General features: G+C 63.1%; 15 protein-coding genes and 1 tRNA gene. 6 read left to right on the forward strand and 10 right to left on the reverse strand.

Features of this window, described 5'->3' with window-relative positions; translation table 11 throughout:
* Positions 1-100: 100 nt before the first annotated feature.
* Positions 101-4,834: a glutamate synthase large subunit gene (gene gltB / locus V1290_RS23810; RefSeq protein WP_334366627.1), complete on the reverse strand. Its 4,734-nt coding sequence runs from the start codon at positions 4,832-4,834 to the stop codon at positions 101-103.
* Positions 4,835-5,313: 479 nt separating this feature from the next.
* Between gltB and V1290_RS23815 the strand changes: the two genes are divergently transcribed.
* Complete coding sequence (locus V1290_RS23815; protein WP_334366628.1) at positions 5,314-6,054, forward strand: hypothetical protein; 741 nt, start codon at positions 5,314-5,316, stop codon at positions 6,052-6,054.
* A 415-nt stretch (positions 6,055-6,469) separates the two neighbouring features.
* Here V1290_RS23815 and V1290_RS23820 read toward each other — a convergent pair whose 3' ends face one another.
* Positions 6,470-7,246: an alpha/beta fold hydrolase gene (locus V1290_RS23820; protein ID WP_334366629.1), complete on the reverse strand. Its 777-nt coding sequence runs from the start codon at positions 7,244-7,246 to the stop codon at positions 6,470-6,472.
* A 259-nt stretch (positions 7,247-7,505) separates the two neighbouring features.
* Entirely contained in the window at positions 7,506-7,973 is a 468-nt protein-coding gene (locus V1290_RS23825) for an Hsp20 family protein (RefSeq protein ID WP_028350462.1), read from the reverse strand.
* A 232-nt stretch (positions 7,974-8,205) separates the two neighbouring features.
* Here V1290_RS23825 and V1290_RS23830 point away from each other — a divergent pair, with 232 nt between their 5' ends.
* A complete protein-coding gene (locus tag V1290_RS23830; protein WP_334366630.1) occupies positions 8,206-9,153 on the forward strand; it encodes an alpha/beta hydrolase in 948 nt (315 codons plus the stop codon).
* Between the two features lie 176 nt (positions 9,154-9,329).
* Here V1290_RS23830 and V1290_RS23835 read toward each other — a convergent pair whose 3' ends face one another.
* Both V1290_RS23835 and V1290_RS23840 read right to left on the reverse strand, forming a co-directional pair.
* A complete protein-coding gene (locus V1290_RS23835) occupies positions 9,330-10,001 on the reverse strand; it encodes a hypothetical protein (protein WP_334366631.1) in 672 nt (223 codons plus the stop codon).
* A 157-nt stretch (positions 10,002-10,158) separates the two neighbouring features.
* A complete protein-coding gene (locus V1290_RS23840; protein ID WP_334366632.1) occupies positions 10,159-11,973 on the reverse strand; it encodes a tetratricopeptide repeat protein in 1,815 nt (604 codons plus the stop codon).
* A gap of 197 nt (positions 11,974-12,170) precedes the next feature.
* On the opposite strand from V1290_RS23840, the gene V1290_RS23845 reads away from it, so the two are divergent.
* The gene (locus V1290_RS23845; RefSeq protein WP_334369158.1) at positions 12,171-12,821 is read left to right on the forward strand and encodes a LysE family translocator; all 651 of its coding nucleotides are present in this window, start codon (positions 12,171-12,173) and stop codon (positions 12,819-12,821) included.
* A 4-nt stretch (positions 12,822-12,825) separates the two neighbouring features.
* On the opposite strand, the gene V1290_RS23850 is transcribed toward V1290_RS23845, so the two are convergent.
* On the reverse strand, positions 12,826-13,578 hold the full coding sequence (locus tag V1290_RS23850; RefSeq protein WP_334366633.1) for a sulfite exporter TauE/SafE family protein: 753 nt from the start codon (positions 13,576-13,578) through the stop codon (positions 12,826-12,828).
* Between the two features lie 183 nt (positions 13,579-13,761).
* Between V1290_RS23850 and V1290_RS23855 the strand changes: the two genes are divergently transcribed.
* Positions 13,762-14,655 carry a LysR substrate-binding domain-containing protein gene (locus V1290_RS23855; protein WP_334366634.1) on the forward strand — a complete coding sequence of 298 codons (894 nt, stop codon included), beginning with the start codon at positions 13,762-13,764 and terminating at the stop codon, positions 14,653-14,655.
* 45 nt (positions 14,656-14,700) lie between these two features.
* On the opposite strand, the gene V1290_RS23860 is transcribed toward V1290_RS23855, so the two are convergent.
* The 4 genes from V1290_RS23860 to V1290_RS23875 form a co-directional block, all read right to left on the reverse strand.
* The gene (locus tag V1290_RS23860; RefSeq protein WP_334366635.1) at positions 14,701-15,672 is read right to left on the reverse strand and encodes a Bug family tripartite tricarboxylate transporter substrate binding protein; all 972 of its coding nucleotides are present in this window, start codon (positions 15,670-15,672) and stop codon (positions 14,701-14,703) included.
* Between the two features lie 103 nt (positions 15,673-15,775).
* Positions 15,776-16,303: an isochorismatase family protein gene (locus V1290_RS23865; RefSeq protein WP_334366636.1), complete on the reverse strand. Its 528-nt coding sequence runs from the start codon at positions 16,301-16,303 to the stop codon at positions 15,776-15,778.
* A 22-nt stretch (positions 16,304-16,325) separates the two neighbouring features.
* Positions 16,326-17,105 carry a histidinol-phosphatase gene (gene hisN, locus V1290_RS23870; RefSeq protein ID WP_334366637.1) on the reverse strand — a complete coding sequence of 260 codons (780 nt, stop codon included), beginning with the start codon at positions 17,103-17,105 and terminating at the stop codon, positions 16,326-16,328.
* A gap of 591 nt (positions 17,106-17,696) precedes the next feature.
* On the reverse strand, positions 17,697-18,584 hold the full coding sequence (locus tag V1290_RS23875) for an N-formylglutamate amidohydrolase (protein ID WP_334366638.1): 888 nt from the start codon (positions 18,582-18,584) through the stop codon (positions 17,697-17,699).
* Positions 18,585-18,902: 318 nt separating this feature from the next.
* Between V1290_RS23875 and cpdR the strand changes: the two genes are divergently transcribed.
* Both cpdR and V1290_RS23885 read left to right on the forward strand, forming a co-directional pair.
* On the forward strand, positions 18,903-19,262 hold the full coding sequence (cpdR, locus tag V1290_RS23880; RefSeq protein WP_027539837.1) for a cell cycle two-component system response regulator CpdR: 360 nt from the start codon (positions 18,903-18,905) through the stop codon (positions 19,260-19,262).
* A gap of 134 nt (positions 19,263-19,396) precedes the next feature.
* Positions 19,397-19,471 (forward strand) — tRNA-Val (locus V1290_RS23885).

Genomic DNA, 19,471 nt, shown 5'->3' on the forward strand with positions numbered 1-19,471 from the left:
CCTCCGTCACTGCGAGGAGCGTGAGCCGCGAAGCAATCCATGGTTCGGCTCGTCGCGCTATGGATTGCTTCGCTGCGCTCGCAATGACGGGCTGGTGTAACTAAGCCCCGATCGCGATTTTCGGCTCGGCGTCGGCGTCGACCTTCAATTCCTTCAGCGCGCGGCGGTATTCCACCGGCATCACCTTGCGGAATTTAGGCAGCCAGGCCTTCCAGTTCGCGAGGATCTCGGCGGCCTTCTTCGACCCAGCCAGTTTGGCGTGGCGCGTGATCAGCACGTGCAGCCGCTCGATGTCGGACTCGAGCAGGTTCTGGAACACGTCGACCCGGCCATGCTGCTCGAGATCGCCGGAATGGTGGTAGGTGTTCTGGTTGATCATCTCTTCCGAGAGCACCGGTTCCAGTTCGACCATCGCCATGTTGCAGAGCTTTGCGAAGTCGCCGGCCTCGTCGAGCACATAGGCGATGCCGCCGGACATGCCGGCTGCGAAGTTGCGGCCGGTCTTGCCCAGCACCACGACGATGCCGCCGGTCATATATTCGCAGCAATGATCGCCGGCGCCCTCGACGACCGCGATAGCGCCGGAGTTGCGCACCGCAAAGCGTTCGCCGGCGATGCCGCGGAAGTAGCATTCGCCCTCGATCGCGCCGTACATCACCGTATTGCCGACGATGATGGATTCTTCCGGCACGATGCCGGAATTCTTCGGCGGCTTGACGACGATGCGGCCGCCCGACAGGCCCTTGCCGACGTAATCGTTGCCTTCGCCTTCGAGCTCGAAGGTGACGCCCTTGGCCAGCCACGCGCCGAACGCCTGGCCTGCCGTGCCCTTCAGGCTGACATGAATGGTGTCATGCGGCAGCCCGGCATGGCCGTAGATCTTCGCCACGGCTCCGGACAGCATCGCACCGGCGGAGCGGTCGGTGTTGTTGATCTCTTCCTCGATTTTCACCGGCGCGCCGCGGTCGAGCGCGGCCTGCGCCTTCTCGATCAGGCGGCGGTCGAGCACCTTCTCCAGATGATGGTTCTGGGCTTCGGCGTGATAGATCTTCTGGCCCTTCTCTTCCTTCTGGCGGACGAAGAGTTTTGAGAAATCGAGCCCTTTGGCCTTCCAGTGCGCCACCAGCGTGGACTGGTCGAGCATCTGGGTCTGGCCGACCATTTCGTCGAACTTCCTGTAGCCGAGCTGCGCCATGATCTCGCGTACTTCCTCGGCGACGAAGAAGAAATAGTTGATGACCTGCTCGGGCTGGCCGGTGAAGCGCTTGCGCAGCACCGGATCCTGGGTCGCGACGCCGACCGGGCAGGTGTTGAGATGGCACTTGCGCATCATGATGCAGCCGGCCGCGATCAGCGGCGCGGTGGCGAAGCCGAACTCGTCGGCGCCGAGAAGCGCGCCGATCACGACGTCGCGCCCGGTGCGGAAGCCGCCGTCGACCTGGACCACGATGCGGCTGCGCAGCCGCTCGCGCACCAGCGTCTGGTGGGTCTCGGCAAGGCCGATCTCCCACGGGCTGCCGGCGTGCTTGATCGAGGTGAGGGGGGAGGCACCGGTGCCGCCCTCGAAGCCCGCAATGGTGACGTGGTCGGCGCGCGCTTTCGCAACGCCCGCGGCCACCGTGCCGACGCCGATTTCGGAAACCAGCTTGACCGAGACCTGACCGTCCGGATTGACGTTCTTGAGGTCGTAGATGAGCTGCGCCAGATCCTCGATCGAATAGATGTCGTGATGCGGCGGCGGCGAGATCAGGCCAACGCCGGGGGTCGAATGCCGCACGCGCGCGATCGTCGCGTCGACCTTGTGGCCAGGCAATTGGCCGCCTTCGCCGGGCTTGGCGCCCTGGGCCATCTTGATCTGCATCATGTCGGAGTTGACGAGATATTCCGTCGTCACGCCGAAGCGGCCCGAGGCGACCTGCTTGATCGCCGAGCGCATTGAATCGCCGTTCGGCATCGGCTTGAACCGATCGGCCTCTTCGCCGCCTTCGCCGGTGTTCGACTTGCCGCCGATCCGGTTCATCGCGATCGCCAGCGTGGTGTGCGCCTCGCGCGAGATCGAGCCGAAGCTCATCGCACCCGTGGCGAAACGCTTGACGATTTCGGAGGCCGGCTCGACCTGGTCGAGCTTCACCGGCTTGCGCTTCTCGTCCTCGGCGGTCTTGATCCGGAACAGGCCGCGCAGCGTCAACAGCCGTTCCGACTGCTCGTTGAGGATCTTCGCGAACGCGCGATAGCGCTCCTGCGAGTTGCCGCGCACGGCATGCTGCAGCGCTGAGACGGACTCGGCCGTCCAGGCGTGATCCTCGCCGCGGGTGCGGTAGGCGTATTCGCCGCCGACATCGAGCGCGGTCTTGTAGACCTGCGCGTCTCCGAATGCATCCGTATGGCGCCGCACCGTTTCCTCGGCGATTTCGACCAGGCCCACGCCCTCGATGCGGGTGTGGGTGCCGGCAAAATACTTCGCGACGAAATCGGCCTTCAGCCCGACGGCGTCAAAAATCTGCGCGCCGCAATAGGACTGGTAGGTCGAGATGCCCATCTTGGACATCACCTTGAGCAGGCCCTTGCCGATCGACTTGATGTAGCGCTTGACGATTTCATAGTCGTCGAGCGCGCCCGGCAGGCGGTCCTTCATCGCGATGATGGTTTCGAACGCCAGATACGGATTGATCGCCTCGGCGCCGTAGCCGGCCAGGCATGCGAAATGATGCACCTCGCGCGGCTCGCCGGATTCGACGACGATGCCGACCGAGGTGCGCAAGCCGGTGCGGATCAGATGATGATGCACGGCGGCGCAGGCGAGCAGCGAGGGGATCGGAATCCGGTCCGTGCCCGCCATGCGGTCGGACAGGATGATGATGTTGACGCCTTCGCGCACCGCGCCTTCGGCGCGCGCGCAGAGTTCGTCGAGCACCTGCTCCATCCCCGCCGCGCCGAAGCCGGCATGGAATGTGGTGTCGAGCGTGCGTGACTTGAAATGGGTGTCAGCGACATCGGAGATCGAGCGGATCTTCTCCAGGTCCGCATCGGTCAGGATCGGCTGGCGCACCTCGAGCCGCTTGGTCGAGGCCATGCCCTGCAGGTCGAACAGGTTCGGCCGTGGACCGATGATCGAGACGAGGCTCATGACGAGTTCCTCGCGGATCGGGTCGATCGGCGGGTTGGTGACCTGCGCGAAGTTCTGCTTGAAATAGGTGAACAACGGCTTGGGCCGGTCCGACAGCGCCGAGATCGGCGTATCGTTGCCCATCGAGCCGGCGGCTTCCTCGCCGGTCGCCGCCATCGGCGTCATCAGGATGTTGATGTCTTCCTGCGAATAGCCGAACGCCTGCTGCCGGTCGAGCAACGGCAGGTTCGAACGCATGCCCTTGACGGGCGCATCGGGCAATTCCTCCAGCACGAGCTGGGTGCGATGCAGCCAGTCGCTGTACGGATGGCTCTTGGCCAGCGTCGCCTTGATCTCGGCGTCGGGAATGAGGCGTCCCTGTTCGAGGTCGACCAAAAGCATCTTGCCGGGTTGCAGCCGCCACTTGGTGACGATCTCATCCTCCGGGATCTTCAGCACGCCCATTTCGGACGCCATCACGATGCGGTCGTCCTTGGTGACGAGATAGCGCGCGGGACGGAGCCCGTTGCGGTCGAGCGTGGCGCCGATCTGGCGGCCGTCGGTGAACGCGATCGCGGCAGGGCCGTCCCACGGCTCCATCAGCGCGGCGTGATATTCGTAGAAGGCGCGGCGCTGCTCATCCATCAGGGGATTGCCAGCCCACGCTTCCGGAATCATCATCATGACGGCGTGCGGCAGCGAGTAACCGCCCTGCACCAGGAATTCGAGTGCATTGTCGAAGCAGGCAGTGTCGCTCTGGCCTTCGTAGGAGATCGGCCAGAGGCGGCTGATGTCCTTGCCGTAGAGCTCCGAGTGAACGGAAGCCTGCCGCGCCGCCATCCAGTTGACGTTGCCGCGCAGCGTGTTGATTTCGCCGTTATGGGCGATCATCCGGTACGGATGCGCCAGCGACCAGGTAGGGAAGGTGTTGGTCGAGAAGCGCTGATGCACCAGCGCCAACGCGCTCTCGAAATCCCCTTCGTGCAGATCGGGATAGTACTTGCCGAGCTGGTCGGCGAGGAACATGCCCTTATAGATCACGGTGCGGCACGACAGCGAGACCGGGTAATAGCCGGCGAGCCCGCGGTCGCGGCGCTGGTAGATCGCCTGCGAGATCGACTTGCGCAGGATGTAGAGCCTGCGCTCGAACTCGTCCTCGGTCTTCGCCGTGCCGTTGCGGCCGATGAAGACCTGCATGTGGTAGGGTTCGGTCGGCTTGACGGTTTCGCCGAGCGAAGCGTTGTCGGACGGCACATCGCGCCAGCCGAGCAGCACGAGGCCCTCTTCCTTGATCTGTTCGGCGATGATGCTCTGGATCACTTTTCGCCACGCCGTCTCCTTCGGCATGAACAGCGCGCCGATCGCGTAGTGGCCGGGCTCCGGCAGCTTGAAGCCGAGTTCGGCGGTCTTGCGCGAAAAGAACGCGTGCGGGATCTGCACCAGAATGCCGGCACCGTCGCCGGCGCGCGGATCGGCGCCGACCGCGCCGCGATGTTCGAGGTTGCAGAGAATGCTGATCGCGTCGGAGACGATCTGATGCGACTTGCGGCCCTTGATGTTGGCGATGAAGCCGACGCCGCAGGAATCCTTCTCCATGCCGAGGTCGTACAGGCCCTCGGCCGGCGGGCGCCAGTCATGCTCGCGCGCAATGTCGGCCGGTTTCGAAGCCGCGGTCGCCGACAGGGTTTCTGTCACGATGTTTTCGCGCTCGAATTCCGACCCGCTCATCTCATTCCTCTCAAAAAGGCTAAGGGCCTCACCGCATCGTCGGCGCACCTTGGACGCTTGCGGCACCCACCGGGCCACCGCTCGTCCGCCGCGAGCCGCAATTTCTTAAATTCAGGCTTGGGCGTTCAACGTCCCTGAGGAACGGCCTTGCCTGCACTGCCCTGGAGCTCGTGTCGCCACGGTTTCGTTGCAATCCCTGTGCCGGGACGGCTCCGCAATTGAGACAGTGATACTGTCCTAACTTCGACCATGCCAAATTTTTCTTTATCACACAAGCGCGTGAAAGTCCTCGCCCGCATGCGGATCGGCGTCTGGTGGCCAGGGGGAAAAGCCAGCCGCTGGAGTTTGCGGCAGCGGCGCCCCGATCCGGCCCAAGGACCGCCGGATTTCGCAATGAAATTCGCCCTGGGCCGTCGGTGAGTGAGCAAAATGCTCCGGTTACGGTCCGGAGGCTGCGGGGTTTACAGGAGCTTTCGGTGATGAAGTTGTTCACGGGATCTTTGGCGGCGGGACTGGTCCTTCTTGTGGGCGGCGCGCAGGCGCAGGTGCCCGGGCCTTATGAGATCGGGCGCTCGCCATACAGGGCGGCATCGGATTTCGACGCTCCCTATGCCGTGGCACCGCAACCGGTTCCCGGGCCGTACGACGAGCCCGGGCCGCGCTACGGAGCCGCGCCTCAGTATGGATACGGTCCGGGACTGTTGCCGTCGACGGAAGTCTATTCCGTGCTGCGCGATAACGGATTCTCGCCGCTTGGTATCCCGAGGCTGCGCGGCATCGTTTACACGATTGCGGCGCTCGACCGCGGCGGCGAGGACGGCCGGCTGGTGATCGACGCACGCAACGGCCGGATCATCCGTTTCGTGCCGTCCTCCCGGATGGGCGACAATTTCTACGAAGAGCACAGCGCGCTTCCGGCAACTCAGGGGGCTCCGCCGCCGCAGGCCCATGCGCCGGCCACCCCGGCCAATGTCCAGGCCGCGCCGCGGCCGCAGCGGCCGGCTTCCCAGGCGTCAAGCCGCGCGGTGCCGATGCCGAAGGTCAGTCCGATTGCCGCCAAACCTGCATCGGCGCCGGTCAAGCAGGCCGCCGCGCCTGCGCCGAAGCCGACCGAAGCGCAGGCCGCAGCGTCGCCGGCGGTGACGGGTTCGGTCCCGGCCAAGCCCGCGCCGCAGATTGCGCCGACGCAGGCGATGCCTGACGTGCAGGGGCTGGAGTAAAGCTATCGTCGTCCCTGCGAACGCAGGGATCCATAACCACCAGCGGTCGTTTTGCGAACGGCATCTGCCATATCGCGCAGTTGATAGATCACGCGGTATGGGTCCCTGCGTTCGCACTAGGGCATGCACACTTGTTGCGCCGCAAATACTCATGAAAAGCCAAGGGTTTTTGCACTTCTCAAGTGTTGCGACGTAGTTTTGCTGCGCGCGCTCTCCACCCCACCGAAGCGCTGGATTCCGATCTTGCGCGAAAACGCCAGCCTCGATTCCAAAATTTCGATGAGCTCGCATCTTCGATTCTAAAATTGCATATGAAGCCTGAATCGCACTGCAACATGTGTGCATCCACTAGTGCGTTCGCAGGGACGACAACAATACAAACGCCCCGGTTTTCCGGGGCGTTTCCTTTTCCGCGCTATTCGTGCTGGCCGGCGGCGGCCAGGATCAGGTCGGCGACCTTGTCGGCCTGAGAGACTAGCGACAGGTGGCCGGCCTCGAGTTCGACCGTCGTGGCATTCATCCGCTTGGCGAGATACCGCTCGAGATCGGGATTGATGGTGTAGTCCTGCTTCGACACGGCGTACCAGCTCGGCTTGCTGCGCCAGGCGGCCGCGGTGGTGCGGCTGGCGAACAGGGATGCAGCGGTCGGCTCCTGCACGGCGTAGAGGACTTCCGCCGTCTTCCGGTCGACGCCGTTGGCGAAATATTTCAGGAACGCGTCTCCGGACAATTTGGTGAAGCCGTCATGCTCCTGAACGCCGGCGCGCGCCGGCCCCGTTGGAAATTTCTGCGAGAGCGCCACGAAGTCCTCGCCCGCATCGGGCGCGCGGGCCGCGACATAGACCAGCCCCGTGACCTTCGGGTCGGTGCCGACTTCGCTGATCACGGTGCCGCCCCAGGAATGCGCCACCAGCACAGTCGGCCCGTCCTGCTGCGCCAGCGCGCGGCGTGTGGCGGCCACGGAATCTTCCAGCGACGTCAGCGGATTCTGGACCGCCGTGACGTGAAGTCCCGCTGCCTGCAGCCGCGGAATGACTTTCGACCAACTCGATCCGTCGGCCCAGGCGCCGTGCACCAGCACGACATTTTTCACCTTGACCGGTGCCGCGGCCTGCGCCGGCGCGGTGAGTACGCCAAACGATCCTGCAAACACACTGGCGGCGAGCGCCGCAACAATCTGTAACTTCGCCATCGATCTCTCCTGATTGGATATGTCTGTTGAAGTGCTGGGTGCAAAGTGAGTACGTCGCCGAACTTCAAATGTTACGCGTCTAGGTGCCGCTGATACCGGGGGCGCGCGGTCAAGTAGTCATCGTCGAAGCGGACATCATTTAAATTCGCTGTTAATGAGCGCAGCCGGATTGCGCCGTCTTCGTCATGCGCGCACAAAAAAACGCCCCGGTTGCCCGGGGCGTTTTCGCGCTCAGCCAATACCGGCTGAACCTACCGTGTTACGCGGCGACGGAAGCGTCGACCACCTGCGGGGCCTGCGCGCCCGAATTGATCGGAATGCTGCGCGGCTTCTTGGCCTCGGGGATCTCGCGGACGAGATCGACGTGGAGCAGGCCGTTCTCCAGCGAGGCGTTCTTTACCTGCACGAAATCGGCAAGCTGGAAGACACGCTCGAAGGCGCGCGCGGCGATGCCGCGGTAGAGCACTTCGGATTTGTCCTTGCCGTTCTCGTTGGCGGTTTTCTCGCCCTTGATCGTCAGTGTGTTTTCCTTCGCGACGATCGAAAGCTCGCCCTGCGAGAAGCCGGAAACCGCAACGCTGATGCGGTAGGCGTTCTCACCGGTGCGCTCGATGTTGTAGGGCGGATAACCGGGGCTGCCGTCGGAGGTCACCTGATCGAGCAGGTTGAAGAAGCGGTCGAAGCCGACGGTGGAACGATAAAACGGGGTAAGATCGTAGGTACGCATAGGATAGTCCTCCATTGAGCGACTGTTGCAATAACCCGCCCGCCATTGGGCCGGGCTTTAGTCCCGTGCAGCCTCAGTTTTTGGAGCCTTGGGCTTTGGTTCCGAAACACTGGCAGTGGCCTGCACAGAAGTGATATGGGAGGGGTGAAACGGCGTTCAAGAGGGCCGAAACAGGCCCTTTTTTACGCTCCCGCCTTGATTTTTAGCCCTTTTCACCTAGCCGGTTCCCGTCATGACGCTCGTCTCCATCCCCGCCAATCCGGTTCCGGAGGACGTCGTCTCGGGCATCATCAAGACGCCCGACGGCGCGGAACTGAGGTTCGCGCGCTGGGCGCCGCCGGCGGGGCGCAAGGGCACGGTCTGCGTCTTCACCGGGCGCAGCGAGCAGATCGAGAAATATTTCGAGACGGTGCGGGACTTGCGCGATCGCGGCTTTGCAGTGGCGATGATCGACTGGCGCGGCCAGGGGCATTCCTCGCGCCGCCTGCGTGATCCGCGCAAAGGCTATGTCCGCGACTTCTCCGATTTCGAAGTGGACGTCGAGACCTTCGTGCAGCAGGTGGTGCTGCCGGATTGTCCGCCGCCTTATTTCGCGCTGGCGCATTCGATGGGCGGCGCGGTCATGCTACGGGTGGCGCATGCGGGAAAGCGCTGGTTCGACCGCATGGTGCTGTCGGCGCCGATGATTGATCTGCCGGGGCGCACGACGTCGTTTCCGACCCGGGCGCTGCTTCGGACCATGCGGCTGATGGGGCAAGGCGGCCGCTACGTGCCCGGCGGCAGCGATGCGCTGACCGGCACGGAATCCTTCATCAACAACCCCTTCACCAGCGATCCCGTGCGCTACGCCCGCAACGCCGCGATCCTGGAAGAAGACCCGACGCTGGGCATTGGCTCGCCGACGGTGGCCTGGGCCGATACCGCGTTCAGGGCAATGAATACCTTTCGCGGCGTGAACTACCCGTCCGAAATCCGCCAACCGATCCTGATGCTTGCCGCCAGCAACGACACCATCGTTTCAACGGCGGCGATCGAGGAATTCGCCTATCACTTACGCGCCGGCTCGCATTTGGTGATCGCAGGCTCCAAGCACGAGATCCTGCAGGAGCAGGACCGCTACCGCGCGCAATTCTGGGCCGCATTCGATGCGTTCGTGCCGGGCACGCCGCTGTTCAAATGATTGCGCAAGTACGCGCCGGCGTGCCCCGGATGCTGCGCAGCGCCATAAGCGCGTTCACGCGCGTCTTCAACGCGCTATGGCGAGCGGCGTGGTGCGCTGCTGATCCGGGCTCCATAAGTAGGTCCCGGCGCTGCGGAGCAGCGTTACACGCCGCACCGCGTCCGGGACACGAGAGCTCACATCTTGGCGGCCGCCGGCTTCGGCAGCCGTGCCGTGATCCGCTCGGGCAGCCGCTTCTCGACGAACAGCGTTCTGACCTCGGCGACGCTGAGGTAGCGCGCCTCGCCTTCGCCCTTGCCGAGGATTTTCAATAGGACCGGCCACTCGCCCTTCATCAGGATCGGGAAGTACCAGCGCGCTGCATCGTCGCGCTTGATATTGTCTGCCATGAAGGCCTCGATCTCCTTCGCTGTCAGCCCGATCTCGATGCCTCCAGCGGGATCTTTGCAGTCCTTGCCGAAGCTGGCGAGCCGTTCGATTTGGTCTTCGTGGACGTTCGCTTCGGCGTCGAGAATGCGTGAACCGCCGCCATGCTTGTCGAGCGGGCCGTTGCGCAGCTCGTCGAGCACGGCGCCAGACGTTGCGCTCTTGAATACGCGCAGCGGCCCGAGGCCGTTGGCAATGACGGCGACCATCCAGGCTTTCCGCCGCACCTCTTTTTGGGCCGAGCCGGTTTCGCCGCTGGCCAATCCGATCATTTCGGACAGTTGCGAGAGCGGCACGACCTGGCCGCCGACATAGCCGTTGGCGACCAAGGCGCGCAGGAAGGGGCAGGGATTATTGGGCGAAACGGGAAACTGCCCGGCAGGCGCAGCGCCCGGGGCGGTGGCAATGTGGTGGTCTGACATGGCTCAAATCCTCAAAGGCGCCGAATATGAAAAATGGTCTGTCACCGACGCCGAGCGGATGACGGTTTTGAAAAGAAAATTCGGCGGGGCGCTACTTCAGGGTGTGGCAAGTTTTGGCGGAATTCGACGCTGTGTCAACCGACCGGCTCACACACGTTCAGGAATCTGCGGCAAGCTTTGGCGAGGATTCGACGAGGGTCAATCTGGTGAAGGGGATGCCGGCTTTCACAAGGCCGTCGCGGTAGTGCGCGACGTCGGCCGCCGACTTCCAATGAAAGTTCCGCAAGTACCGGTCGACGGTCAGGTTTGGATAGTTGCTCAGCAGAACCTTGGCCGCGCTCTCGGCTTCCGCGGTTCGTCCCAACTGCGCGAGCGCTGCCGCCCGTATCGCCAGCGCCTGGAGATGATTGGGATTCACATAAAGCTCTTCGCGCGACCAGGACAGCGAAGCGTCGTATTGCCCGAGCAGGTAATGGCTGAACGCGTTGACGGCGGCCCACTGATATCGAGGGTCGTTGTTGCCTTGCTGTGCCGCCATCGTAAACAGTTCGATGGCTTGCCGGTGTTCGCCACTCATCAGATGACAAAAGCCGAGCACGCCGCGAGCACCCATGTCGTACGGATTGAGCCCGACTGCGCGCTTTGCGGCATCCATTGCCGCCTCGTAGTGTCCTTCGACAGCGTGCAGATAGGCCAGAATCTGAAACGCGAAAGACGAGCGGGGATCGAGCCGGACGCTGCTCTCCGCAAGACACATCGCGGAGTCCCACAATTCGCGCGTGCTCTTGATCCATCCGAACTGAATGCCCTGGATCTGGATGGTAGCGAGATAGGCGCGTGCGATCGACAGCGTCGGATCGAGCGCGATGGCTTCCTTGAACAGGCTGATCGAGGTTTCGTAGTCTGCCTTGGTGTGCAGGTAGTAGTAGGACAGCCCCTTGAGGAAGCGATCCCAGGCGGTGATGTCGTTCGAAGAGGAGCGGGGCGGGGCGGACGCTTCCGCCCGGTAGATTTCGGCCGCGATCGCCGCCGACAGGCTGGTGGTGAGCTCGTCCTGCATCGCGAACAGATCGCCCATGTCGCGGTCGAACCGGCCGGTCCATAACTGCTCGCCGGTTTCGGGCGCGATCAAGTCGGCGGTGACGCGGATCTTGTTGGCGGCGCGGCGCACCGAGCCCTGGATCAGGTAGGTGGCATCGATCTCGCGCGCGATCAGGCGCGTGCTCACATTCTTGCCCTTGAACGAGAACGTCGAGTTGCGGCTCAGTACCCGATAGAACGATTGCAGTGATAGCGCGTGGATCAGGTCCTCGGTCAGCCCGTCGGAAAAATACTCGTCCGCGCTTTCGCTCAAGTTCGTGAACGGCAGCACGCCCACGATCGCGGTGCGATATTGGGCAGGCAGGTTGGTAGCCGATGTCTCGGACGCGGCCTTGGGTGCCGGGCCGACGGCATCGGCCCCCCCGGGCTGCCAGGTCCAGACATGGATCGGCTCCTCGATGTTCTTGAACCGGTAGGGACCGGCGTCGACGAATGTGACGCTGAGGCGCTTGCCCGCTTCATGGCAGGCCTTGCCCGAAACCGCCACGCCGCCGGGGGCGGCAACCGATTCGAGGCGGACCGCAATGTTGACGTCATCGCCGAACACCTCGTCCTCGTCGGCCATCACGTCGCCCATGTGGATGCCCATGCGAAACTGCATGGCGCGATCGGCGGGCAGGTGCTCGTTGCGTTCCGCCATCACCATCTGCATCGCGACCGCGGCCTCGATGGCGCCGACGATAGAGGGAAACTCCAGGAGGAAGCCGTCGCCGGTGTTCTTCACCAGACGGCCGCCGTGATTGAGGATGATCGGATAGATCGCGCTTCGATGGGCCTTGAACGTGGCGTGCGTCCCCGCCTCGTCGGCTCCCATCATTCGGGAGTAGCCGGCGACGTCAGCGCAGACGATGGCTGCCAGGCGTCTTTCCATATCCCCACTATATCCCCAATGACACCCGAACGGGCAGGATAACCACTACGCGGTCAGCCAACCAATTCCAATGTTTATAAAATATGCGCAATCTGGTGGAAGCCCGATTTGCTCATGATAGTACTGCAATCCCTAAGGGATTGGCATGTGCGCAACAGGGCTGCTGGCGCCAAGGGAACCGTCAAATGATGATAGAGATGCTCGGCATTCACCAACTCTGGCTATTCATCCTCTCGGGCCTGTTGCTCAATATCACCCCGGGGCCGGACACGGCCTACATTATCGGTCGCAGCATCCAGTTCGGATGGCGCGGCGGGGCGGCGGCAGCGACCGGAATCAGTGCCGGCTGCCTCGTTCACGTGTTCGGCGCCGCCATCGGCCTGTCGGCGCTGTTGATGGCGTCATCTGCCGCTTTTGCGGTCCTGAAATGGGTCGGCGCCGCCTATCTGCTGTTTACGGGTGTCCAGATGCTGCTATCGCGTTCGCGCCCGCTGGCGGAGGCGGGAGTGGCAGGCAATGGCTCGGCAGGCAGCGAGACATCGCTTGCCCGCGTGTTCTGGCAGGGCGCCCTGACCAACGTGCTCAATCCGAAGGTGGCGCTGTTCTTTCTGGCGTTCCTGCCGCAGTTCGTGGCGGCGGAGTCGGCCCACAAGACCTTGGCGTTTCTGGTGCTCGGCCTGATCTTCATCACCAGCGGCACGTTGTGGTGCTTTTGCATCGCCGCCTTCGCGGCCCGGGCCGCGGGCCATATCCGGCAATCGGCCGGCGCGGTGGCGTGGATCAACCGCGCACTCGGCGGGCTGTTCGTCTATCTCGGTATCCGCGTGGCGATGCTGGAGGCGCGCTGATGCTTCAGCCGTGGATTTTCACGAAGGCGCTGCCGGCGAGATAGAGGCCGAGCAAGATCATCGCGATCAGGAACCAGCGGCGAAACACGTCCGGCTGCATGCGATTCCGCACCGCCTGTCCGATGAACATGCCGGCAAAGGACGCCACCATCGCGACCGCGCCGGGTAGCGCAGTTGCCGCCGTCAGCAAGCCCGCGGTGGTGAGATTGAAGGCGAGCGCCACCGTGGCGACGGTAAAGAACACGCCGAGCGCCTGCACCAGTTCGTCCTTCTCCATCCCGATCGCCTGCAGATAAGGCATCGACGGAATCACTTGAACGCCGGTTGCGGCCGACACCACGCCGGTGATCAGACCGACGATGCCGCCGATCCATTTCTCGTCGCGGCGTGCGACCTTGAAGTGAAGCTTGCTGAGACCGAGGATCGCGTAGATCACCAGCAGCGTGCCGAGAACGACGGTGCCATAGGGCGCGTACGGGCCGGTCAAAAGTCCAGCGTTCAGCCAGATACCGGCGACGGTGCCGGCCATCAGCGGCCATAGGCGCCGCATGATGTCGCGCAAATACGGGCCGCCAAAAGTCTGCCAGATATTGGTGACGATCGCCGGCACGATCACGATCGCAATCGCCTGCGCCGGCGGCATCGTCACCGCGAGCAGGCCCATCGATACCGTCGGCAGGCCGAGCCCGATCACGCCCTTGATGAAACCGGCCAGCAGGAAGGCCGCGGCGATGAGAATGAGCATGGAATCGAACATGGGTCGGACCTTGACCCATTGGCGCATCGGGCACAATCTGGAGATTACGGAGACAGCCTTCGGGAAAAGCGAATGCTCTGGTCTCCGTCATTGCGAGGAGCGATAGCGACGAAGCAATCCATCTATCCCCGTGTGGAGAAGTGGATTGCTTCGCTCGCAATGACGGCTCCACAAGGAATCCCCATGCGTTTCGATCTGGTCGATCTTCAGCTCTTCATAGCGGTCGCCGAGACGCGAAGCATCACCAATGGTGCGCAACGGGTCCATCTCGCGCTGGCGTCGGCGAGTGAGCGGATCAAGGGCCTGGAGGAAGCGCTCGGTGTTTCGCTGCTGAGGCGAGGCCGCCGCGGCGTCGAGTTGACGCCGGCCGGCGAAAGCCTGCTCGACCATGCCAGGATCGTGCTCCACAACATCGAAACCATGCGCGGCGATCTCGCCGACTTTGCCCGCGGCATGAAGGCCACCGTCCGCTTCCTCGCCAACACGTCGGGGCTTTCGGAATATCTGCCGAAGACGTTGGCGGGCTTTCTGGCTGCACATCCTCACATTTCGATCGATGTCGAGGAACGCGAAAGCAGCGAAATTGCACGCGCCATCGTCATCGGTGCCGCCGATCTCGGGCTTGCCGCCGAACACGCGCTTGCAGACAATATCGAGCGGATGCCGTTCAGCGAGGATCGGCTGGTGCTGGTTGCCGCGCGGAACGACGAACTGGCTAATCGGCGGCAGGTCGATTTCGCCGAAGTTGTCGAGCGCGATTTCGTCGGCTTGATCAGCTCGATCGCACTCCACGCCCATGTCAGCGGACACGCGGCGCGTCTCGGTGCGCGGCTGCGCTTTCGCGCGCGGCTGAACAGCTTCGATGCGATCGGCCAGATGGTCGCCGCCGGCATCGGGATTGGCGTGATGCCTGAAGTCGCGGCAAAACGATGCGCGCGATCGATGAAGATCAATGTCATCAGGATCCGGGACTCCTGGGCCAACCGGCGGCTCGTGATCTGCGCCCGGAGCTTTCGGGCGCTGCCCAAGCCCGCGCAGCAATTGGCCGAGCACTTGCGCAAATCTGCGCCACGTTGAACTTGTGAGGGAGCGCGAATGCTGAAGGTCTGGGGAAGCCCGGCGTTACTTGCCGGTGGCGAGGCCGGCAGCCTTGATGACGCGCGCCCACTTTTGGGCCTCGGTTCCGATGTAGTCGCGAAAATGCCCCGGCGTGTTGCCGGCGACTGTCAGGCCTTGATCTGCAAGCTTCTGCTTCACCTGCGGATCATTCATCGCCTCGTTGGCGACGCGGTTCAGGGTGGCGACGATCGCCTCGGGCACTCCGGCCGGCGCGATCATGCCGTACCAGTTTTCGATCAGGAGATCCGGCATGCCGACTTCCGCGGTGGTCGGCACCTCAGGTGAGGTGGACGCACGTTTCGGCGCGCCAAGGGCAATCGGGCGCAGGCTGCCCGCCTTGATATGCGGCAGCAGCACCGGCAGATCGAGGAACGCCATCTGCACCTGCTGGCCGAGCAGATCGTTGATGGCGGGCGCGGCGCCCCGGTAGGGCACGTGCACGATGTCGATTCCGGCTGTCTGCTTGAGCAGTTCACCGGCAAGGTGCGGCATGCCGCCGACACCGGCGGATGCAAAATTGAGTTTTCCGGGCTGAGCCTTGGCGAGCGCGATCAGTTCCTTCATGTCGCCGGCGGGCACGTTACTGGCGACGACCAGCATCTCCGGCACTGTCGTCACCAGCGTGACCGGCGCAAAATCCTTCGCCACGTCGTAGGGCACCTTTTCCATCGCCGGGTTGATGACCAGCGCGCTCGCGCTCACGATGCCGATCGTGTAGCCGTCGCGCGCCGCCTTTGCGACCGCATCCGTGCCGAGCACGCCGCCCTGGCCGCCGCGATTGTCGATCACGATCGGCTGCTTTGTGATTTCCGACATGCGCTGGCCGACCAGCCGCGCGATGATGTCGTTGGGACCGCCGGCCGGGAACGGCACGATCAGCTTGATCGGTTTGCTCGGGAAATCCTGCGCTGAGGACAGCGTCGGCAACAGCAGCAGCAGCGCCAGTCCGGCAAGCAGCTTGCTCAGCGGTCTCATGAATGCTCCCCGATGGCGCATCTGTTGTGCGCGTTGGCGGGCATCGTACGCGATAGACTGTTCTATGCAAGGTTCCGTCGGTAGCGGCGGAAGCCGAGTCTCGTCAGAGCAGGAGTTCGTCCGTGCGTGCGAGCCGGACCGATCGCTGCGTGATCAAGTGGCTCCAGACCCAGTTGTGGTGACGAATGACGCTCGCCGCGTCGAGATGGGGCCGGTCGTTCACAGTATGGCCGTCGGTCACCACCACAACGTCGTAATGGTTCGAAACGGCCGATCGGACCGTTGCATCGACGCAAAGATCGGTTGCCCACCCCGTAATGAGGATCCGGTCGGGCGCGATTTCCTTCAGGCGCGCCGCGAGATCGGTCTCGACGAAGGGATCGTTCAGGGTCTTGCGTATGACGATGTCGGCAGCCGCGCGATTCAGCTCCGGCAGAAGCTCCCAGCCCGACGTGCCCGGCACGAAATCGTCTTCCGCGCCACTGCAATGCTGTACGAAAATCACCAGGCCTGAACGTTCGCGGATGCTGGCGGCGAGCCGGTTGATGCGCTCGATGATGCCGCTCAGATCGTGCTTCGGTTTCCCATTGAGAAGCCCGACCTGCATATCGACAACGATCAATGCATCCATCGGGGTCCAGGGTCCTGTGCTGCTAGCCGTTCAGCAACTTCAGCGTGGCCTCGTGCACCCGGGCGTCGCCGGCGGCGACGATGCGGCCGCCGCGCTGGGCGGGGCCGCCCTCCCAATTGGTAACGACACCGCCGGCGCCGGTGACGATCGGGATCAATGCCGCGATGTCATAGGGCTTGAGTTCGGTCTCGACCACGAGGTCGAGATGTCCGGCCGCCAGCATGCAATAGGAGTAGCAGTCGCCGCCATAGCGCGACAGCTTCACCGCATTTTCGACCCGGCCGAAGATCTCGCGGTCGGCGGCGTTCATCAGCAGCGGACTGGTCGTGAAGGAGGTCGCCTCGTTCAGCGACCCGCAGCGGCGCACCGTCAGCCGGCGCTCGCCGGATGGCCCGGAATAATGCGCTGAGCCGCTATCGCCGGAAAAGCGCTCGCCGATATAGGGCTGGTGCATCATGCCGAACACCGGCGTGCCCTTGTGCAGCAGCGCGATCAGGGTGCCCCAGATCGGAAATCCCGCGATGAACGATTTGGTGCCGTCGATCGGATCGAGCACCCAGACATAGTCGGCATCCTCGCGCTCGTTGCCGAATTCCTCGCCGACGATGCCGTGCTGGGGGAAATTGGCTTTGATCAGGCGGCGCATGACCGCCTCGGCGGCGCGGTCGGCCTCGGTGACCGGATCGAAATCGCTGGCGCTCTTGTTGTCGATCGAGAGTGAGGTTCGGAAGAACGGCAGGATGGTCTCGCCCGAAGCGGTAGCAAGGCGCCCGATAAACGCTGTAAAATCGATGACCGTCACGGCTGTCCCTTACCGCACTAGAAATGCCGTCTCTTGCCTAGCCCAATCCGGGCTGCCGCGCATCGCCAACGGCACGTTATTCCCATTCGTCTTGCCAACGGACTTTCGAATCGGCTTTCGAAAAGGCTTCGTTTCAGGCGTGGATTTTTGGTTAGCGCGGCCATCACGAAGTTGCGATTTTTGGCATACCAGCACTGCAATAAGCATGGAACTGACGCGATCGTTGCCTTAAGTACTTGATATTGTTTAGCTAAAAGACAAAAACTCGCCGGTGTTGCCGATTGGCCAGACTGACCCGGTTTGCACCGAAAGAGATCCGAAAACCCTTGCCTTTTGTGCAGCGCGGTCGCATATTGTTGCGGTGCGGTAGCGCCTCGCGCTATCGCTGCCCTCCTTGGGCGTTTCCTCCCTAGACTTGGGCCGCTTGTTCATTCAAGCGGCCCTTTTTTCTTTTGGGGTAGACGTCATTCCGGGGCGCGAAGCGAACTCAGATGCGCAATCGCGCATCCTGGAATCTCGAGATTCCCCGATGCGCAATTGCGCATCTGAGGCCTGGTCCTTTCGGACCATCCCGGAATGACAATCTGACTTCTACTCCGCCGCCGCCTGGAACGGGCCGAGGTCGCCGAGCGGCACGTGTGCCAGCGCGTCCGCCAACATCGCGAAATCAGTGACCACCTGGGCAAAGCGCGGGCTGCGCTCCCTGCGCCGCTCGTCCATGTAGATCGCACGGTTGAGTTCGAGCTGCACGGTGTGCAGGCCGCTCGCAGGGTTGCCGTAGTGCTCGGTAATGAAGCCGCCGGCATAGGGCTTGTTGCGGCCGATCGAATAGCCGAGCCCGCTCATGATGTGCTCGACGACATCGGGCAAAAGGCTCGCGCAACTGGTGCCATAGCGATCGCCGATCACGATATCGGGCCGCCGCGGCTCGTCTCTGGACACGCCGACCGACGGCATCGAGTGGCAATCGACCAGGATCACGGTCCCGAACGCCTGATGGGCCTTGTTGATCAGCCGCCGCAGCGCGCGGTGGTACGGCTTGTAGAGCGCCTCGATCCGCCTCAGCGCGTCATCGACGGAAAGCCGCTCGCGATAGATTTCCTGCCCGTCGCCGACCACGCGCGGGATGGTGCCGAGGCCGCCGGCCACCCGCATCGAGCGGGTATTGGCAAAGCTCGGCAGGCGGCCGGTGAACATCCGTGGATCGAGTTCATAGGGCTCGCGGTTCACGTCGACATAGGAGCGGGGGAAATTGACCCGCACCGTCGGAAAGCCCTGGTCGCTCAGGCCACCGATCAATTCGTCCATGAACGAATCCTCGGAGCGGCGCAGCGCGGCGAGGTCGATTCGGGAGGCGTTGAGGAATTCGGACGGGTAGACCGAGCCGGAATGCGGCGAGTTGAAGATGATCGGCGCCCGCCAGCGCTGCGGCTCCACGATCTCGAAGGGAGGCGACAGTTCGCCATCAAACTGGGTCATCGTCGGGCGCCGTCCCTTGAATGTCCGCATTTCCCCTCGGCCGGCCGGTCATGCGACCGATTCTGCCGAAGGGCGGGTATTGTAAGGATGCATTGTCCGTAATCGTAATCATTCTGCCAAGCGAAAAAAGCCACGGTTCTTCTGAAAGGTGTCATAAACGCCTGAAAAGCGCCGCCTTGATCGATCCTGATGCGCGCCGCTACAAAAATAGCGCCGCCCGCTGCCGCCAAGAAGCCGTTACCTTTCACCCGAAATTTACCCTCTGTCGGGCTTAGTGGGCGCAATGATCCTCCAAGCTAGGTTCGACGACTGACCGCCATGCACAAGATCCTCCTCGCCGAAGACGACAACGACATGCGACGTTTCCTGGTCAAGGCGCTGGAAAACGCCGGGTTTCAGGTCTCACCCCACGATAACGGCATGTCGGCCTATCAGCGGCTGCGCGAGGAGCCGTTCGAGATGCTGCTGACCGATATCGTGATGCCCGAAATGGACGGCATCGAGCTGGCGCGCCGCGCCTCGGAACTCGACCCCGACATCAAAATCATGTTCATCACCGGCTTTGCCGCGGTGGCCCTGAATTCCGATTCGGAGGCACCCAAGAACGCCAAGGTGCTGGCCAAGCCGGTTCACCTCCGCGAACTGGTCAGCGAAGTGAACAAGATGCTGGCGGCCTGATTCGGCGGCTATTTCGTTCGAAAAGGCAACAGAAATTAGTCCCGAGCATCCTTGCCCGGGCGCTTTGGAGCCGATATACGGACCCCACCCAATACGAATAAAGCTGGAGCGGGATGACAGGTCATCCCATTCCGGGGCGCGTAGCTCAGCGGGAGAGCACTACCTTGACATGGTAGGGGTCACAGGTTCGATCCCTGTCGCGCCCACCA

It is taken from the genome of Bradyrhizobium sp. AZCC 1578 (genome assembly GCF_036924675.1).
In the GTDB taxonomy this organism is placed as follows: Bacteria; Pseudomonadota; Alphaproteobacteria; order Rhizobiales; family Xanthobacteraceae; genus Bradyrhizobium.